A 16,032-nucleotide genomic window follows, 5' to 3' on the forward strand; every position below is an offset into this window, starting at 1 on the left:
GTAATCGGCAGACCCCGCTCACCAGTCAGCATTATTTTCTTAAGCCAAGCTTCTCGATTAATGCACGATATCTCTCAATATCCTTCTTCTTCAGGTACTCCAGAAGACCACGTCTCTGACCTACCATCTTCAGCATACCACGACGAGAATGATGATCCTTGGGGTTCTCCTTCAGATGCTCGGTAAGCTCCTGGATTCTTGCGGTCAGGACTGCTACCTGTACCTCAGGTGAACCGGTGTCACCGGGGGTTCTTGCATACTCGTTCATGATGGCTGTTTTCTTTTCCTTAGAAATCATTTCTTTTTCCTCCTGTTTTTTAAACGCCAGATACCAAGACTAAGGTCGGAGTGTCCGTAATCTGGGCATCGGCTAATCATACTATTTCAATATATCATAGTTTCTATCGGTTGTAAATATATTTTTCTATTTTCTTGCGGCCCGCTTCTGTACCTTTTCCTCGTACATCCGGCTGTCTGCAATTTTTACATAATCTGCAAAAGACAGTGCGGATTCCGGATCCGTCACGACAGTTCCGATACTCATGGACAACGGGAACGGAAGCTTCTGGGCTTTTCCCTCCGCCTCCAGTGTTCTGCGGATGCGCAGCACCAGTTCTCTGGAAACCTCATCGGACTGGTAACTCTGGATCAGGACGAATTCATCACCGCCGGTTCTGGCCGGCACAGCGTCCCGGCTGCTACACTGCATCAATGCTCTGGCTGCAGCGCAGATGGCCATATCCCCATACTCGTGTCCGAAGGTGTCATTGATGTATTTCAGACGATCCAGATCCACGAACAAGATCAGAAGTTTGCGTTTGTTCAGACCGGAAATACGGAAGGACTCCTCTCCCAGCTGTTGGTAGCCCATACGGTTATACATACCTGTCAGCGTATCCATAATATACAGGGAAGACAGCTTGCGGTTCATATAGGCCAACATTTCTTTTTTGTGAAGGTTCTCCATGGAGCGGGTCAGTGCGTTCATGATCTGGAACAGGTACTGTTTCTCCATCAGGTATACCGCATTACGGATAGCTACATAGCCAACGGTACGCTCTCCGAAATGTAACGGCAGGAACAAAAAGTCCTGTCCCGGCTTCGGATAATCGAAGGTCGGGAAGATGCCATCCACTTCCTGTCTGTCCAGATCCAGTCTCTGGTCCCTCTCGTAGGCAAAGGTCATCTGCATCTGTCTCGGATAACCATGAAAGGAAAATCCCTCGTCCGAAGGGGTGGCATCCAGATGAATACTCTTCTCCGTTTCTTTTTTATAGGCATTGAGGTGATCGTCCAGCACCAGATACATGGCATCGCATTTCAGGGACGGAATGCACTGGGGAATGCAGTACATCATTTCCTCTACGGTATTGCACTGCATCATCTCTGCCTCCATGGACAGGACTTCCTCGTCGAATTCCTCACTTTCCACGCTGTACATGATCTGATCCTTCAGATGGGCTCTGGCATCCCTGCTGCTTCCTTTGCCGCAGCCACAGCTCTCCTGCCACAGCATCTCAGTATTGGTGAAATTGTACCGGGGGACACTTTCTCCCGCCCAGATTTTCAGGAGAATATCCATTCCCTTGTATGCAGCTTCCTCTCTGATATGTCCCACAGTGGTAATACTCGGCGTGTAAAATCCGGCCTTGTCGAAGTTGTCAAAGCCTGTGATACGGAAGTCCTTCGGTGCTGTAAATCCCATCTGGGCCGCCGCTTCGCATACCGCTACAGCCACATTATCATTGATACAGATAATAGCATCCGGCAGCTCTTTGTGAGTATCCCACAGATGCCTGTAGCCTTCCAATCCGCTCTTGTAGTCAAAAGAGCCGTACCAGATGTCATTCTTATCTATTTTGATCTTGTGTTCTTTGGCATAGTCAAGCATTCCCTGCAGTCGGCAGCTGCTCTCATAATTGCTGTCAGCCCCCACCAGCAGCCAGAATTTTTTGCAGTTATGCACCTCATGCATATGTGCGATCACCTGCTTCATGGCAGAATAATTGTCAATACCCACATAATAAAAATCTTCCAGCTCGTTGGCAATAGAGACTACCGGAAGGTGCGACTGCTTCGCCTTGTGGATCACTTCCGCCAGCACTGCCGGAGAGCTGATATTGTTCAATTCCAGAATAATGCCGTCGAACTCTGACAGATCCGGAAGGTTAAAAATATTATATTCTGCCCTGTTGTACCCAGCATCTCTGCTCCAGTTGCCAGTACTGTTAAAAATATATAAATTTACTTCTTCGTCCCTCTCTTTGATTCTCTGCAAAATACCTGCCGGCCAGGCATAGGTAAACAACCTTCTCCAGCCATCGGTGATCAAAGCTACTTTCCGCATATTCCTCACCCATTTTCGTCTCTGTACGAAGCCCCCTTTTTTCCTGTCAGGGACCGCTGATGTATACAAAAATAGTATCATACTTCCCTGGGAAACGCAATTGTAAAAGAAAGATCCTGCGCATATCTTCGAATAATCAAGCAGGCTGTCTCCTACTCGATTTGTACACAAAAAAGCATTGCCCCGCCCTTTTGCGAAAGCAATGCTTTTTATCAGTCGTGAATGACACGGACACATTTCACAGGTGTACGATACTTATAGCTGCTGATCTTGATACCGGTCTTCGGGCTGCTGGCGTGAATTACCTGTCCTCCACCGATATAAATAGCTACGTGATTAATATTACCCTTGCCGTTACCATAGAATACCAGATCACCGGGCTTTAGCTCGGATGCACTGATCTTGGTGCCCTCATTGGCCTGTGCTCTGGAGGAATGGCTCAGGGTAATGCCGTATTTCTTGAATACGCTGAGAACGAAACCGGAGCAGTCCGCACCCTTGGTAAGGCTGGTGCCTCCCCAGACATAAGGGTTACCTATGAACTGTTTTGCATATTCTACCAGATCTACGCGGACATCGGATACCCCCTGTCCGTAGAGAAGCTCTGTCATGGTGATGGCGGTATCCAGCTTTTCTTCCACTGTGACATAATCCTGGGATACATAAGCATCTTCGCCATCAATAGAAATCTTCACCCAGCCGTCGGAACCGGTCTCCACATACTCCATCTCTTCTCCCTGTCCCACCTGAGTCACGATCTCACTGGTGGTATTGGGCTCCTGACGTACATTCAGGCCATCGGTATTGGCAATGGCTACCGTATGAACCAGTTCCATGGCTCGGATTCTGGCTTCCGGTCCAGTCAGCAGGAATTCCTTGCTGACATAACCTTCCACTTCACCGGACTTGATATGTGCCCAGTCATCTACGGTCTCGACCACTTCACAGGCCGCATCCTTGGGAAGCTTACCTACCAGCTTACCGTCTGTGGAAGATACCGCTCTCACATTCAGATTACCGGATTCCACATTGGCCACACCGATATTGGTATAGCCCCAGGAAGCTCCCTGGGCATCCTGTGCGATCTGGATGTATTCCTCCAGTGTACGCTCCGTCTCCAGGACAGAAGCCACACCGCCGGATGCCATGAGGACACTGCTTTCTGCAGCGGAAGCGGAAAGCGGTGCCGCCAGCATACACAATGCCAGGCCGGTGGCTACGATCTTTACTTGTTTTTCTCTTGTATGTTTTATCATAAATTCTTCTTTAAAATCCTTTTACAAATATATTACAGAATTGTTACATCGCAAGTCTGATTATACCTGTCTGCAGGCTTCCTGTCAACCCATGGAAAAATTTTCCACTACTGTTTCCCGCCGTCGCTCCTTCCTCCGTAAAACGAAAAAACCGGCGTATGAGTGTCTGTCTGCACCCGATACGCCGGATCTCTTGTTCCAGGAATGGAACTTGTTATTTTATCTTCTATGGCCACCGCCGCCATGGCTGACACCGCTGCTGCTCCGATGACTTCCTCCGTGACCGCCGCTGTGTCCGCTGCTGTGTCCGCTACTGCTACTGCTGGTCTCGATCCTGCGGGTCACCACGTTCTTACGCAGATACTGGTCTCTGGTATTGTTGATCTTGGGCTTTTTGCCATCAAGATACTGATTGACCGTAGTAGTATCCTTTGCTTTTCTCTGATGCAGGTTCACTGCGGCATAGATCAGTGCAACGACAAGACCTGTCAGGATCCAGGGAGAAAAGGTCATCGGCATGCTTTCCTGGCTCTCCTCCATGGTCCGGGTCACATAACTGATACAATTCTTATACGCTTTGTAGGGGCTTTCGTCTATGTAATCATCCACTGCGTACAGGGCCTGGTCGATCTCGTAATCGCCAAAATAATCATAGACATTTCCACAGGTAGACAGCCAGCTTCCCTTTTGTCCTTCATAGGCATTGTCCAGCAGCAGAACTCCGTTGCCGTGTACCTTGTCATAACCAAAATTGTTGTAATCATAGAAGTTATCCGCCAGATCTCTCATGGCTGTACTCCAGTCGGTACTGCCGACTTCCTTCGCATGAAATGCCTCCGCAAGATCCGGATTTTGCAAATCATACTCTACGGATTCGGAGATCGTTACGATCACGATGTCCGCCTGGATCTTTTCCTCACACTCTGCTATATATTCCCGCAGGCTCTGCTCCTCTTCGTCTGTCAGCATATCCGCATAGTCAAACACACGCTCTGTGGGATCCTGGCTGTTGCCCCGGACAGTCTTCGGTGTAAGCAGATGAACGACTGCCACTCCTATGGTGATCACCGCCAATATGCCGGCAATAATGAACCATACCTTAAAATATTTGAGGTACCGTCTCAGTGCCTCTCTCTTAATATCTTTTTCCATTGTCCCGTTATCCTTCCCTCATAATTTCTACACCAGACTGGCGATTGCATTCACCATGCATAGAATTGCCGCCAGTGTCACACCAAGTGTTCCCGCATAAGCCCACACCTTTGCTTTGGAAATCGGTGCAGTACCTACCAGTTTACCGGTCTGTCCGTTTACATAGAAAGGATATTCTTTGCCTTTGTAGCTATAGTCATACTTCCATACTGGCAGGAGACCATAACTTACAGAACTGTCCGTCACGTTGATGTTTTCTCCCATTTTGCGGACACTGGAATATCCAGAATAGCTGTCATGCAGCATCTTCTGTGCATCCTCCTGCATCTTGGCTTTGGCACGGCTCTCCACCAGATCGGAAGTCATATTGTAGCGTTCACTATGAAATCCAGACAGATATTCTGGCTTAAATTCCTGCAGTTCCTTGTAATCAAAGGGCTCCATCAGATCCATGACATCATCCGGCATTTCCACGGAAGCATCCACAGGAATCTTCACAAAATCAATGTCCATATCACGGACAATATCATAATATGAGGTCTCGGTATACTGTGTATTGTCGGTCGTCCAGCTACGCACCTTGGTACCTTCACCGTGGAACGTGCAGTTGGTATTGTAATCGTAGAACCAGAACGGTACATACTCACCGTAAATACCGTTCATTCTTACTTCCGACAGAAAATCCGTCGGTGCAAAAATACATTTCTCAAATTTATCACGGATCAGCTTCTTGCAGACTTCCTTGCCCATATGGAAGGGAATCAGCATATGCGGTGTGTAGGCACCGGAAATCTGATCATCCACGATCACATAATTGTCACAATAAGGACACTGTGTAGCGGAGGTGTTTACCGTCATGGGAATCTCGCCACCACAGTTGGGACATACCTTTGTCACCTTTTTCTGCGCAGCACCCTCGGCTGCTGCCATTCTGCTGACCGGCTGTCCGGCTCCCGCTGCCTGGACCGTTCCTTCCGCAGTGCCGTTTTCCTCACCGCTTGTCTCGATCACACCGTCCTCGCGTTCTTCGCTGTCCTCACTCTCACAGAAAGGACAGAACATCTTCTTTCTCTCCGGGCTGTAAACTACATTACCGCCGCAGTTTTTACATCTAAAGATCATTTTACCCCTCGCCTTCTGCCTTTTACGACATTTTTCTTCGTAGAACCTTTTTATCTTACCATAGATTCCATCGTATTTCCATATCGTAAAATACACATAATCTTTTCTTATCGTTCGTTTACCATGATTGTCTCATGCTTTCATCAGGTCTGCGTAATCCTCCGGCAGGAATCGGTGATAGATCACATGGCACCCTTCATCCCGAAAACAATAACAATAGGGATCTCCCATTTCCTCCGGGAAACGGATCATGACATCAAAGTCCTCGCCCCGCATCTCTTCCACATAAATATTCTCACTGTACCGCAAAAATAACTGTCGGATATCCTCCATCTTACAGTCATGCTGCCCGATCAGGCGGATCAGTTCATAGATAAATCCCTTCTCTGCAAAATGCTCATGGACATAAGCACTGCCTTCCTCCGGAATACAGAGGCAGAAACGGTCTCCCTTACGGCTCACAGCCAGTTTTCCAAGCTTTATTGTCATGCTCTCCGGCTGTCCTGCCAGTGTAACTTCCATCTGTTCCGCCGTATCCTGTGTACCCAGCAAGTGATTCAGTGTAGATAACGGATAATACAGGCGGATTTTCTCTCTGCGGAAGCCTAATTTTGCCTGTTCCTCCAGAACCACATCCATGAGGTTTTTTTCTAATTTTTCAAATGTCATTTTCTTTTTCCTATAATTTCCCATAATCTGTCAAAAATAAAAACTATGCAGCGGAGGTTTCCTGTCCTGCATAGTTTTTATTATACAATATTCACGCATCAGAATACAATTCTATTCTACGGAAACAGACATTGCCGTTCCATTCTAATTCAGAAATTTGTCCAGCTCCGTCTCTACGATCTGCTTTTTCTTCACCTTGGGAGCACGGATCACTTTTCCCTGTGCGATGACCATATCCACATTTCGAAGCACCCGTAGATCTTCTAACGGATTCTTCTCCACCACGATCATATCCGCGCATTTGCCGGGTTCCAGTGTACCGGTGATATCTCCGATACCCGCCATCTCGGCGCCGCGGCAGGTTGCGGTATACAGTGCAAAAGCGTTGGATACTCCCACATACTTGTGGAAATAGTACAGCTCCCGCCAGAAATCGTACTGGGTGATCCAGGGGCATCCCACATCATTGCCCAGCACCACCGGAATATCATTGGCAATGGCCGCCTTCGCACAGTCGATAATACCTTCAAATACAACATTGCCATTAAACTGCTCCACTTCAGAGGCATTGGTAATGGATCGGTCAAACAATGCATAAGGAAGTGCTGGAGACAATGTGGTACACAAAAATGCATTATGTTCCTTGAAAAGTGAAATCATTTCTTCATCTGCTTTTGCACCATGTTCAATGGAATCCACCCCGTTTTTCAGAGCTACCTTTACACCCTCCGGAGATTCCACGTGGGCTGCCACCATATACCCCATGGTGTGGGCCTTGTCACAGACTGCCTTTACCATTTCAGGGGCCATCTTCAGTTCGCCGGGCACACCCTTTTCCTTCGCATCCAGCACGCCGCCGGTGATCATAAGTTTCACCAGATCCACCTTTTGTGCCTTCGAAGTCTCTAAGTGCTGCAGCGCTTCTTCCACGCTGTCTGCGGCGATAGCTACAGAGCCTGCCATATGTCCGCCGGGCACAGAGATTCCTTCATTGGCTGCCAGAATTCTGGGTCCGGGCTTTTTACCAGCGGCAATGTCGTCCCGCAGTCTGGTGTCAAAATCTCCCAGTCCACCCACAGTACGGATCGTAGTCACACCGCTGTACAGTTCGTCTTTTGCAAAACCGCAGACCATATTGTAGGCGATAGCCTTTGTCAGGCCATTGCTCATGATCTTTTTGACCAGTGCTTCATTGTCACGCTGTTTCTTCTGGGGCTTTCCGTTGCCTGCCAGATGGACATGCATGTTGATCAACCCCGGCAGAATATATTTTCCCTGTAAGTCGATTTCTTCATATCCGGAAGCCTTCAGGTTTCGTTTCCCGGCTTCTTCCGCTGGCAGGATCTCTGTAATCCTCTCATTTTCCACCAGAATAACCTGCCCCTCCTGTACCTGCATGTCTTTTGTACCGTTTAAGATTTTTCCATTGGTAAATACATATTTCATATAGTGTTTCCTGACTTTCCATGTGTCTCAGACCTTCAAAACCTAAAACAGAAATCATAGCCTTATTCCATAGCCAAAAGCGAGTCATGCTATAATATAAAATTATACCTTATAAACACCCGACCAACCACATTCATTTTAATCTATCTGTCATAATCTACGTAAGAAAATGACATAACCCATCATTCCTGATGATAGTTTAGTGATAGAAAAAGGTGATACTTATTAAATTATATAACATAACAAAAGAGGATTCCATTGTTGGCTTTCAACAAAGAATCCTCTTTTTGCAAGGGTTTTAAGCCCTTATTTTTTGTGCAATTGTTCTATTACTTATAGTTTACGATCTGTCCGAAGTCAGCCTTCAGGGAAGCGCCGCCTACCAGACCACCGTCGATGTCTGCCTGTGCAAACAGCTCGGGAGCGCTGGAAGCAGATACGGATCCGCCGTACTGGATACGGATAGCTGCTGCGGTTGCATCATCATAGATCTCAGCGATGCACTCACGGATTGCCTTACATACTTCCTGTGCCTGCTCGGTAGTAGCTACCTTGCCAGTACCGATAGCCCAGATAGGCTCGTATGCGATGACAGCAGTTGCTGCCTGTGCAGCAGTTACGTTCAGGAATGCGATCTTGATCTGCTGACGGATGAAGTCGATGGTAACACCCTGCTCTCTCTGCGTCAGAGTCTCACCACAGCAGATGATGGGAGTAATGCCATGCTCGAAAGCCTTGAGAACCTTCTTATTCACGGTCTCGTCGGTCTCTGCAAAGTACTCTCTTCTCTCGGAGTGTCCGATGATCACATACTTCACGCCTGCATCATCCAGCATTGCGGGAGAAATCTCGCCGGTGAAAGCACCCTTCTCCTCGAAATACATATTCTCCGCACCAATCATGATATTGGAACCCTTTGCTGCCTCCATAGCGGGAATGATGTCGATTGCGGGAACGCACAGAAGTACGTCTACTTCATCATTTGCTACGAGGGGCTTTAATGTATTGATCAGCTCTACTGCCTGGCTGGGAGTCATATTCATCTTCCAGTTGCCGGCAATGATCTTCTTTCTTGCCATAATCATACACCTCTTCTTTTCTTATATTGCGTTTTCCACAGGATGCATCTGTGCCTGCAGGCAGGTTCGAATACATTCCGTGGGAAAGCTTTATTATTTCTATTTATTTGTCATCTGCTGCTGCCACGCCGGGAAGCTCTTTGCCTTCCAGGAACTCCAGGGAAGCTCCGCCACCGGTAGAGATGTGGCTCATCTTGTCAGCGAAACCAAGCTGGTTAACAGCTGCTGCGGAATCACCACCACCGATAATGGTAGTTGCATCAGTCTCAGCCAGAGCCTTAGCTACAGCGATGGTACCTGCTGCCAGGGTAGGATTCTCGAATACGCCCATAGGTCCGTTCCATACAACGGTCTTAGCAGTCTTAACAGCCTCAGCATACAGAGCTGCGGTCTTGGGTCCGATATCGCATCCCTCTCTGTCTGCGGGCATGTTGGTAACATCATATACCTGAACCTCAACAGGAGCATCGATCGGGTTAGGGAAATCAGCGATGGTTACGGAATCAACAGGCAGTAACAGCTTCTTGCCCAGCTTCTCAGCCTTTTCCATCATTTCCTTACAGTAGTCGATCTTGGTATCATCTACCAGAGACTTACCGATTTCATAGCCCTGAGCCTTTAAGAAGGTGTAAGCCATACCACCACCGATGATCAGGGTATCACACTTCTCTAACAGGTTGGAGATAACGTTCAGCTTGTCTGCAACCTTTGCACCGCCCAGAATAGCTACGAAAGGTCTTACGGGATCTTCTACAGCCTTACCTAAGAAGTTGATCTCCTTCTCCATCAGGTAACCTACTACGTTCTCGCCACCCTTAGCGGTGATGAACTTGGTAACACCTGCTACGGAAGCATGTGCTCTGTGAGAAGAGCCGAATGCATCACATACATACAGATCAGCCAGGTCAGCCAGTTCTTTGCTGAATTCCTCACCGTTCTTGGTCTCTTCTGCGCCGCGGAAACGGGTATTCTGAAGCAGAACAACGTCGCCTTCCTTCATGTTCTCAACAGCCTTGGTAGCTGCTTCGCCGGTTACATTGTAGTCAGCTACGAAAGTAACCTCTTTGCCCAGCTTCTCGGACAGTCTCTTGGCAACAGGTGCCAGAGATTCGCCTTCGTTGGGGCCATTCTTTACCTTACCCAGATGAGAGCAAAGAATTACCTTGCCGCCATCGTTGATCAGCTTCTTGATGGTAGGCAGAGCTGCAACGATACGGGTATCGTCAGTGATTTCACCGTTCTTTAAGGGAACGTTAAAGTCGCATCTTACCAGGACTCTCTTTCCCTTTGCGTTAATGTCATCTACAGATTTCTTATTTAATCCCATGGTATTAACCTCCAATTATTTTAGTATCTAAAAAGGGCCCGGTCCTTGTAAGACCGGACCCTGATAGGTCTTTACGCGTTAACGCCTGTCGGCTTATGCTAACTCGCTGAAGTACTTGATGGTACGAACCATCTGAGAGGTGTAGCTGTTCTCGTTATCATACCAGGATACAACCTGTACCTGAGTATTGCCATCTTCCATAGGAGCAACCATGGTCTGAGTTGCATCGAAGATGGAACCGTAGGTGCTGCCTACGATATCGGAAGATACGATCTCATCGGTGTTGTAACCGAAGGACTCGGTAGAAGCAGCCTTCATTGCTGCGTTGATCTCTTCCTTGGTTACAGCGCCCTTAACTACTGCTACCAGAATGGTGGTAGAACCGGTAGGGGTCGGAACACGCTGAGCGGAGCCGATCAGCTTGCCGTTCAGTTCGGGAATTACCAAGCCGATTGCCTTAGCTGCACCGGTAGAGTTGGGAACGATGTTGCAAGCGCCTGCACGGCTTCTTCTCAGATCGCCCTTTCTCTGAGGTCCGTCAAGGATCATCTGGTCACCGGTATAAGCGTGAACAGTGGTCATGATACCGCTCATGATAGGTCTGCAATCGTTCAGAGCCTTAGCCATAGGTGCTAAGCAGTTGGTGGTGCAGGAAGCTGCGGAGATAACGGTATCTTCGGGCTTCAGGGTCTTGTGGTTAACATTGTATACGATGGTAGGAAGGTCGTTACCTGCGGGAGCAGAAATAACAACTTTACGAGCACCGGCAGTGATATGTGCGGAAGCCTTCTCCTTAGAGGTGTAGAATCCGGTACACTCCAGAACTACATCAACCTTTAATTCACCCCAAGGAAGCTTGCTTGCGTCAGCCTCTTTGTAGATGGTGATGGTCTTGCCGTTAACGGTGATGCTGTCCTCGCCAGCCTCAACGGTGCTTGCATACTTGTAAACACCCTGAGAAGAATCATACTTCAACAGATGTGCCAGCATCTTAGGGCTGGTTAAATCGTTGATTGCTACTACTTCATATCCTTCTGCATCGAACATCTGTCTGAATGCAAGACGACCAATACGGCCAAAACCATTAATTGCTACTCTTACTGCCATTTTAGTTTCCTCCTAAAATTTTAATTTTATATCTTTTGGCTTTCCGTTATTCACAGATTGTCAAAATTTTATCAGCAAAGACATTTTACCTAATTCCTGATTATAATTCAAGATGTAAATGAAAAATATTTGTGATTTTGTGGTAAATTTTACAGTTTGTTTAGAAATGCTATGGTTTTTCCCTTCATTTTTGCTATAATAGGTTCGTATTATGATAACCAGAAAGGATGAAAAATATGTCTATCAAAGCAGATTGTCATCTTCACTCTTCTTTTTCGGGAGATTCCCAGGCTCCCATGCCGGAGATGATCGATAAAGGTCTTGCTCTGGGACTGGAGACCATGTGTTTTACCGAGCATAACGATTTTGATTATCCCCGCACCGAGGAAGGACCGGGAACAATCTTTTTACTGAATACGGATTCCTATCTGTACGACGTGCTCCGCTGCCGCGCGAAATATGAAGGGAAAATGCGGATCCTCTTCGGCGTGGAGCTGGGATTGCAGCCTCATCTGGCCGACCGCAACGAAGATTTTATTTCCGCCTATGATTTTGATTTCGTCATCGGCTCCACTCATCTCTGCAAAGGAATGGATCCCTATTATCCGGAATATTTCGAGAAATTCTCCTCCGAGGAAGAAGCCATCCGGGCTTATTTTGCAGAGACACTGGAGAATCTGAAATGCCATGACGATTATGATGTATTGGGACATCTGGACTATATCGTCCGTGTGGCTCCCACCAAGGACAAGAACTATTCCTATGACAAATATAAGGATGCCATTGATCCGATCCTGGAGCTTTTAGTGCAGCAGGGAAAAGGTCTGGAACTGAACACCGGAAGCTTCCGCTACGGTCTCAGACAGCCTCATCCCTGTACCGATGTTCTGCGCCGCTATCATGAGCTGGGCGGTGAGATCATCACCGTAGGAACCGATGCCCACAAACCTCAGGATGTGGGATCCTATCTGGATCTTGCCTCCGAGATCCTTCAGCTGTGCGGTTTCAAATATTACACAATCTACGAAAAGCGCAGCCCGGAATATCACAAGCTGTAATTTTCTTTATTCCCTATCCTCCAAGCTGAATGTGTTCCTTCATCAGCTTGCGAAGCAACGCATCCGCTGTCCATGAGACATTATACGGTGTCACAATCGCCTTCAGGGCAACCGGTGGTAAGCCGGTTGCCTTATATTCTGCCAGGAATGCATCCACCTGTTGCGAATCCATTCCGGAAAACACCAGCATTTCCATTGCAAAATCAGGACCGTTATATATTTTTCCATTCTTATGAAAACCGCTGATTTCCGCCAGTGTTCCGATCTTCTGTCCATAGTCCCTGCGGTTCACCGCCGTCACATCCACACCTATTTTCTCCGCTGCCACACGCACAGCCCGGTCTTTTTGTGTACTCACGCCAAACAATAATATTTTTGCCATTATATTTCCTCACAGTCCATCACCCGGAAGCCGTTCTTTTCCAGCAATTGTGCAAATACTCCCTGTCCGGGGATGAGTTTACCGGTAAAGTTTCCATCATAAATCTGCTTTACGCCGCAGCTGGGGCTTCGTGACTGTAAGATTGCCAGATCGATGCCATTCTCTTTGGCGATCCGCAGAGCCTCCTCTGCGCCTTCCCGAAACTGCCTGTCCACATTTACGCCTTTACAGTTTATGACCTCACCGCTCACGATCTCCGACGGATCCCTCGGGGTCGGAAGTCCTCCCAGCACCTCAGGACATACTGGGATCACCTCATGCCCTTCCAGATATTTTGCCACACGCTCGCTGTAATTATTTTTCCCGTTATATTTACAGTTTTCGCCCAGCAGACAGGCACTGACCAGTATTTTCATCGTAATCTCCAGCTTTCCGTTATTATGTCTGTTACAGCAACGGCGCGATCAGGCGCATGATACACTGCCAGCCTCTCACTGCCATATTTTTCCTTCCATCCCGGTATTTATCGGTGACTTCCTCACTATCCTGTAACAGCTTATCAAAATCCGCCTCAATATCCCGGATGGCATCACAGCCGTGCATCCACACACCGTTTTCAAAATGATGATAAAGGCTCCGGTAATCCATATTGATAGTACCGACGGTCGCCGTATCCCCATCACACAGCATCTGCTTCGCATGCAAAAAGCCCGGGGTATATTCATAAACCCGCACACCCTGACGCACCAGTCCGGAATAATAGGATCTGGTCACACCGTAAATGATTTTTTTATCCGGAATACCCGGGGTAAATACCCGTACATCCACGCCACGTTTTGCCGCCAGTCCCAGCTCTCTCGTCATCTCATCACTGATGATCAGATAAGGAGTTGCCACATAGAGGCGTTTCTTCGCCGTCTTGATCAGGTTCAGGTAGACATTCTCACCCACCGGCTCTCCGTCCAGTGGAGAATCCGCATAGGGCTGCACATAGCCGGATGCCTTCTGCACATTTCCATCTTCCGCACCTTCCTGCGATGCCTTCAGATACTTTTCATAATCTGTATCCGCCTGTCCCATAACATTCCACATTTCCAAAAACATCATGGTAAAATTCTGTACCGCTCTGCCGGTCAGCTTCACACCGGTATCCTTCCAGTAGCCGTAAGGATGCGTGATATTAAAATACTCATCTGCCAGATTATATCCACCGGTGAATCCTACTTTTCCGTCGATGACCATGATCTTACGATGGTCGCGGTTATTCATGAAAATATTTAAAAAGGGCACTACATAGTTAAACACCCGGCACTGCGCCCCGATGGCATTCATCCGGTCGATAAAGCTTTTGTCCAGAAAACCGATACAGCCCACATCGTCGTACAGAATACGGACTTCCACGCCCTCGGCAGCCTTTCTTGCCAATACATCCTTCAGCCGTGCAAAAGCCTCTGCCTCCTCTATGGCATGATATTCCAGGAATATAAAGTGCTTTGCCTTCTCCAGCTCCTTAAGCTGTTCCTCGTATCCCAGATAAGCTTCCGGATAGAATTTCACAGCTGTCGTGTCATACACCGGATAATTACCATACTTCCAGATATAATGGCATTGATTTGCCAGCAGAGGATCTTCCTGCTCCAGCTGCTGCAATATGGTCTCATCCTGCACATTCAGAGGAATCAGTTGTGCATCCACATCCTCAAATTTCCGGATGATTTTATGCATAGCCTCTTTATGCCCGAACAATCCGTAAATACACAGACCGAATACAGGAAATGCCAATATTACAATGATCCAAGGCATCTTAAATGCGGCATTGGTATGTTTTCCATAAATCCTGAGCGCCACTACCAGCGCAAACAGGCTGGTCAGCAGAGAGATCACTGAAGAATACTGATACAGTTTGATCATCAATATCAATATCCAGCCGATCTGTAAGAGCACAGCCAATGCTGCAAACGCAATTCTTCCTATACTGTTTTTCACATTCCCTTTTACTTCAGAACGCATCTGCTTTTTCTTACCCATAATGTCCTCTTTTCTCTTTCGTTCTGCCAGATCATAAGTAATCTCCCCCTTACAGGCTGCCTGCACTGCGCACAGACAGCCATGGGTATATTCTATGGTGCCAGGGTCAAAAGGTCTTTCGCCCACATGAGCTTGCTCATATGTGGGCGAAAGACCTTGGGACCCGCCCCGATATGAGCATAAAAGTGGGATGATAATCCCACGATATGCGAATATTGGGGCGGATTGTGGGAGTGCGCAGCACGGAACAATCCGTAGGCATCAAAGTCGGGGACTTTTGCCCCCGACATCATTCTATAGGGGATTATTTTATGGTATAACATTTTTGCAAAAATCTCAATAGGTCAATGGACTACAACTGTCCTCTTTTGTCTGCCTAACCGCAGTTTCTGTCACACAGCACCACGATGGTACCCGGGGTGGTCTGGGCCGGAATGCTTCTCGTGGAGGAAGCATAGCTGACTACCAGATTGTGATTGGCAGGACTCGCCTGGAAATACTGGTTGTTCACAGTACGCACATCCACAGTGCCATCCAGATTCAGCTGCAATGTCTGCTCCTCATTAGTCAGTGAATTGTTGTAGTAGCTCACATCCACATACCAGTCATTCCGATCCTCCGCTACTACCACTGCGGTATACTGAGGCGGATAGATCAGAGGCATGGGTGCATCATTGCGATACCAGAAGGTTGCCATCATTCCCACCGACAGTGTAGTGAAATCCACCACATACGTATCCGGGTTGATGAAAAAGTTCACCGTGTTGCCGTCCGTATCCTCGATTGTAGCGAACAAAAGGCATCCATCGGCTCTGCGGCCACCCTGTCCTGCCGGTACCAGATCCACAATGGTTCCCTTCATGGAGCCGAAACTGCTTCTTCTCATAGGTCTCTGAAATGAAAAACGATAATCCATAAACACTCCTGCTGCTGTTGTTAAAAGCTTTCTACTATTATATGCACGTCGGTGCCACTGTTGTCATACGCCGTGATAAAAATGCAGGACCACTATTGTAACAATAGTGATCCCGATCTTTTCCGCTATACAAATCTTTGTAT

Annotated in this window: 16 protein-coding genes; 1 reads left to right on the top strand and 15 read right to left on the bottom strand. The window is 47.7% G+C overall.

Going from position 1 to position 16,032, the window contains the following annotated elements; genetic code table 11:
- Positions 1-31 precede the first annotated feature (31 nt).
- The 10 genes from rpsO to gap form a co-directional block, all read right to left on the bottom strand.
- Positions 32-298, bottom strand: a complete 267-nt coding sequence (rpsO, locus tag OCV96_RS01965; protein WP_022311806.1) for a 30S ribosomal protein S15 — start codon at positions 296-298, stop codon at positions 32-34.
- Positions 299-424: 126 nt separating this feature from the next.
- On the bottom strand, positions 425-2,347 hold the full coding sequence (locus OCV96_RS01970) for a GGDEF domain-containing protein (RefSeq protein ID WP_227064081.1): 1,923 nt from the start codon (positions 2,345-2,347) through the stop codon (positions 425-427).
- A gap of 212 nt (positions 2,348-2,559) precedes the next feature.
- On the bottom strand, positions 2,560-3,603 hold the full coding sequence (locus OCV96_RS01975; RefSeq protein WP_118668714.1) for a C40 family peptidase: 1,044 nt from the start codon (positions 3,601-3,603) through the stop codon (positions 2,560-2,562).
- 219 nt (positions 3,604-3,822) lie between these two features.
- Complete coding sequence (locus OCV96_RS01980; protein ID WP_262593361.1) at positions 3,823-4,755, bottom strand: TPM domain-containing protein; 933 nt, start codon at positions 4,753-4,755, stop codon at positions 3,823-3,825.
- A 27-nt stretch (positions 4,756-4,782) separates the two neighbouring features.
- Complete coding sequence (locus OCV96_RS01985) at positions 4,783-5,877, bottom strand: TFIIB-type zinc ribbon-containing protein (RefSeq protein ID WP_262593362.1); 1,095 nt, start codon at positions 5,875-5,877, stop codon at positions 4,783-4,785.
- A 132-nt stretch (positions 5,878-6,009) separates the two neighbouring features.
- The gene (locus tag OCV96_RS01990) at positions 6,010-6,546 is read right to left on the bottom strand and encodes a DUF3877 family protein (RefSeq protein WP_022311801.1); all 537 of its coding nucleotides are present in this window, start codon (positions 6,544-6,546) and stop codon (positions 6,010-6,012) included.
- A gap of 144 nt (positions 6,547-6,690) precedes the next feature.
- The gene (locus tag OCV96_RS01995; protein ID WP_262593363.1) at positions 6,691-7,992 is read right to left on the bottom strand and encodes an amidohydrolase family protein; all 1,302 of its coding nucleotides are present in this window, start codon (positions 7,990-7,992) and stop codon (positions 6,691-6,693) included.
- Between the two features lie 329 nt (positions 7,993-8,321).
- Entirely contained in the window at positions 8,322-9,071 is a 750-nt protein-coding gene (gene tpiA / locus OCV96_RS02000; RefSeq protein ID WP_022154141.1) for a triose-phosphate isomerase, read from the bottom strand.
- A gap of 103 nt (positions 9,072-9,174) precedes the next feature.
- A complete protein-coding gene (locus tag OCV96_RS02005; RefSeq protein WP_262593364.1) occupies positions 9,175-10,398 on the bottom strand; it encodes a phosphoglycerate kinase in 1,224 nt (407 codons plus the stop codon).
- A gap of 93 nt (positions 10,399-10,491) precedes the next feature.
- Positions 10,492-11,505 carry a type I glyceraldehyde-3-phosphate dehydrogenase gene (gap, locus tag OCV96_RS02010; RefSeq protein WP_022154143.1) on the bottom strand — a complete coding sequence of 338 codons (1,014 nt, stop codon included), beginning with the start codon at positions 11,503-11,505 and terminating at the stop codon, positions 10,492-10,494.
- Between the two features lie 236 nt (positions 11,506-11,741).
- Here gap and OCV96_RS02015 point away from each other — a divergent pair, with 236 nt between their 5' ends.
- Complete coding sequence (locus tag OCV96_RS02015) at positions 11,742-12,563, top strand: histidinol-phosphatase HisJ family protein (protein ID WP_022313482.1); 822 nt, start codon at positions 11,742-11,744, stop codon at positions 12,561-12,563.
- 13 nt (positions 12,564-12,576) lie between these two features.
- On the opposite strand, the gene OCV96_RS02020 is transcribed toward OCV96_RS02015, so the two are convergent.
- From OCV96_RS02020 to OCV96_RS02040, 5 genes are all read right to left on the bottom strand, one after another.
- Positions 12,577-12,945, bottom strand: a complete 369-nt coding sequence (locus OCV96_RS02020; RefSeq protein ID WP_262593365.1) for a DUF3783 domain-containing protein — start codon at positions 12,943-12,945, stop codon at positions 12,577-12,579.
- The gene (locus OCV96_RS02025; RefSeq protein WP_022313481.1) at positions 12,945-13,361 is read right to left on the bottom strand and encodes a 2-thiouracil desulfurase family protein; all 417 of its coding nucleotides are present in this window, start codon (positions 13,359-13,361) and stop codon (positions 12,945-12,947) included. The genes OCV96_RS02020 and OCV96_RS02025 overlap by 1 nt, the downstream gene beginning before the upstream one ends.
- A 31-nt stretch (positions 13,362-13,392) precedes the next feature.
- Positions 13,393-14,973, bottom strand: coding sequence for a cardiolipin synthase (cls, locus tag OCV96_RS02030; protein WP_337413172.1), 1,581 nt, complete (start codon positions 14,971-14,973; stop codon positions 13,393-13,395).
- 92 nt (positions 14,974-15,065) lie between these two features.
- Positions 15,066-15,266, bottom strand: a complete 201-nt coding sequence (locus OCV96_RS19570) for a hypothetical protein (protein WP_262593425.1) — start codon at positions 15,264-15,266, stop codon at positions 15,066-15,068.
- 83 nt (positions 15,267-15,349) lie between these two features.
- The gene (locus OCV96_RS02040; protein ID WP_262593366.1) at positions 15,350-15,889 is read right to left on the bottom strand and encodes a hypothetical protein; all 540 of its coding nucleotides are present in this window, start codon (positions 15,887-15,889) and stop codon (positions 15,350-15,352) included.
- Between the last annotated feature and the right edge of the window lie 143 nt (positions 15,890-16,032).

The organism is Waltera acetigignens (assembly GCF_025567015.1).
GTDB lineage: Bacteria > Bacillota > Clostridia > Lachnospirales > Lachnospiraceae > Acetatifactor > Acetatifactor acetigignens.

Bases quoted from the DNA above. Each gene is read 5' to 3' on its own strand.
- rpsO (WP_022311806.1), bottom strand. From the start codon at position 298: ATGATTTCTAAGGAAAAGAAAACAGCCATCATGAACGAGTATGCAAGA.
- OCV96_RS01970 (WP_227064081.1), bottom strand. From the start codon at position 2,347: ATGCGGAAAGTAGCTTTGATCACCGATGGCTGGAGAAGGTTGTTTACC.
- OCV96_RS01975 (WP_118668714.1), bottom strand. From the start codon at position 3,603: ATGATAAAACATACAAGAGAAAAACAAGTAAAGATCGTAGCCACCGGC.
- OCV96_RS01980 (WP_262593361.1), bottom strand. From the start codon at position 4,755: ATGGAAAAAGATATTAAGAGAGAGGCACTGAGACGGTACCTCAAATAT.
- OCV96_RS01985 (WP_262593362.1), bottom strand. From the start codon at position 5,877: ATGATCTTTAGATGTAAAAACTGCGGCGGTAATGTAGTTTACAGCCCG.
- OCV96_RS01990 (WP_022311801.1), bottom strand. From the start codon at position 6,546: ATGACATTTGAAAAATTAGAAAAAAACCTCATGGATGTGGTTCTGGAG.
- OCV96_RS01995 (WP_262593363.1), bottom strand. From the start codon at position 7,992: ATGAAATATGTATTTACCAATGGAAAAATCTTAAACGGTACAAAAGAC.
- tpiA (WP_022154141.1), bottom strand. From the start codon at position 9,071: ATGGCAAGAAAGAAGATCATTGCCGGCAACTGGAAGATGAATATGACT.
- OCV96_RS02005 (WP_262593364.1), bottom strand. From the start codon at position 10,398: ATGGGATTAAATAAGAAATCTGTAGATGACATTAACGCAAAGGGAAAG.
- gap (WP_022154143.1), bottom strand. From the start codon at position 11,505: ATGGCAGTAAGAGTAGCAATTAATGGTTTTGGCCGTATTGGTCGTCTT.
- OCV96_RS02015 (WP_022313482.1), top strand. From the start codon at position 11,742: ATGTCTATCAAAGCAGATTGTCATCTTCACTCTTCTTTTTCGGGAGAT.
- OCV96_RS02020 (WP_262593365.1), bottom strand. From the start codon at position 12,945: ATGGCAAAAATATTATTGTTTGGCGTGAGTACACAAAAAGACCGGGCT.
- OCV96_RS02025 (WP_022313481.1), bottom strand. From the start codon at position 13,361: ATGAAAATACTGGTCAGTGCCTGTCTGCTGGGCGAAAACTGTAAATAT.
- cls (WP_337413172.1), bottom strand. From the start codon at position 14,973: ATGGGTAAGAAAAAGCAGATGCGTTCTGAAGTAAAAGGGAATGTGAAA.
- OCV96_RS19570 (WP_262593425.1), bottom strand. From the start codon at position 15,266: ATGATGTCGGGGGCAAAAGTCCCCGACTTTGATGCCTACGGATTGTTC.
- OCV96_RS02040 (WP_262593366.1), bottom strand. From the start codon at position 15,889: ATGGATTATCGTTTTTCATTTCAGAGACCTATGAGAAGAAGCAGTTTC.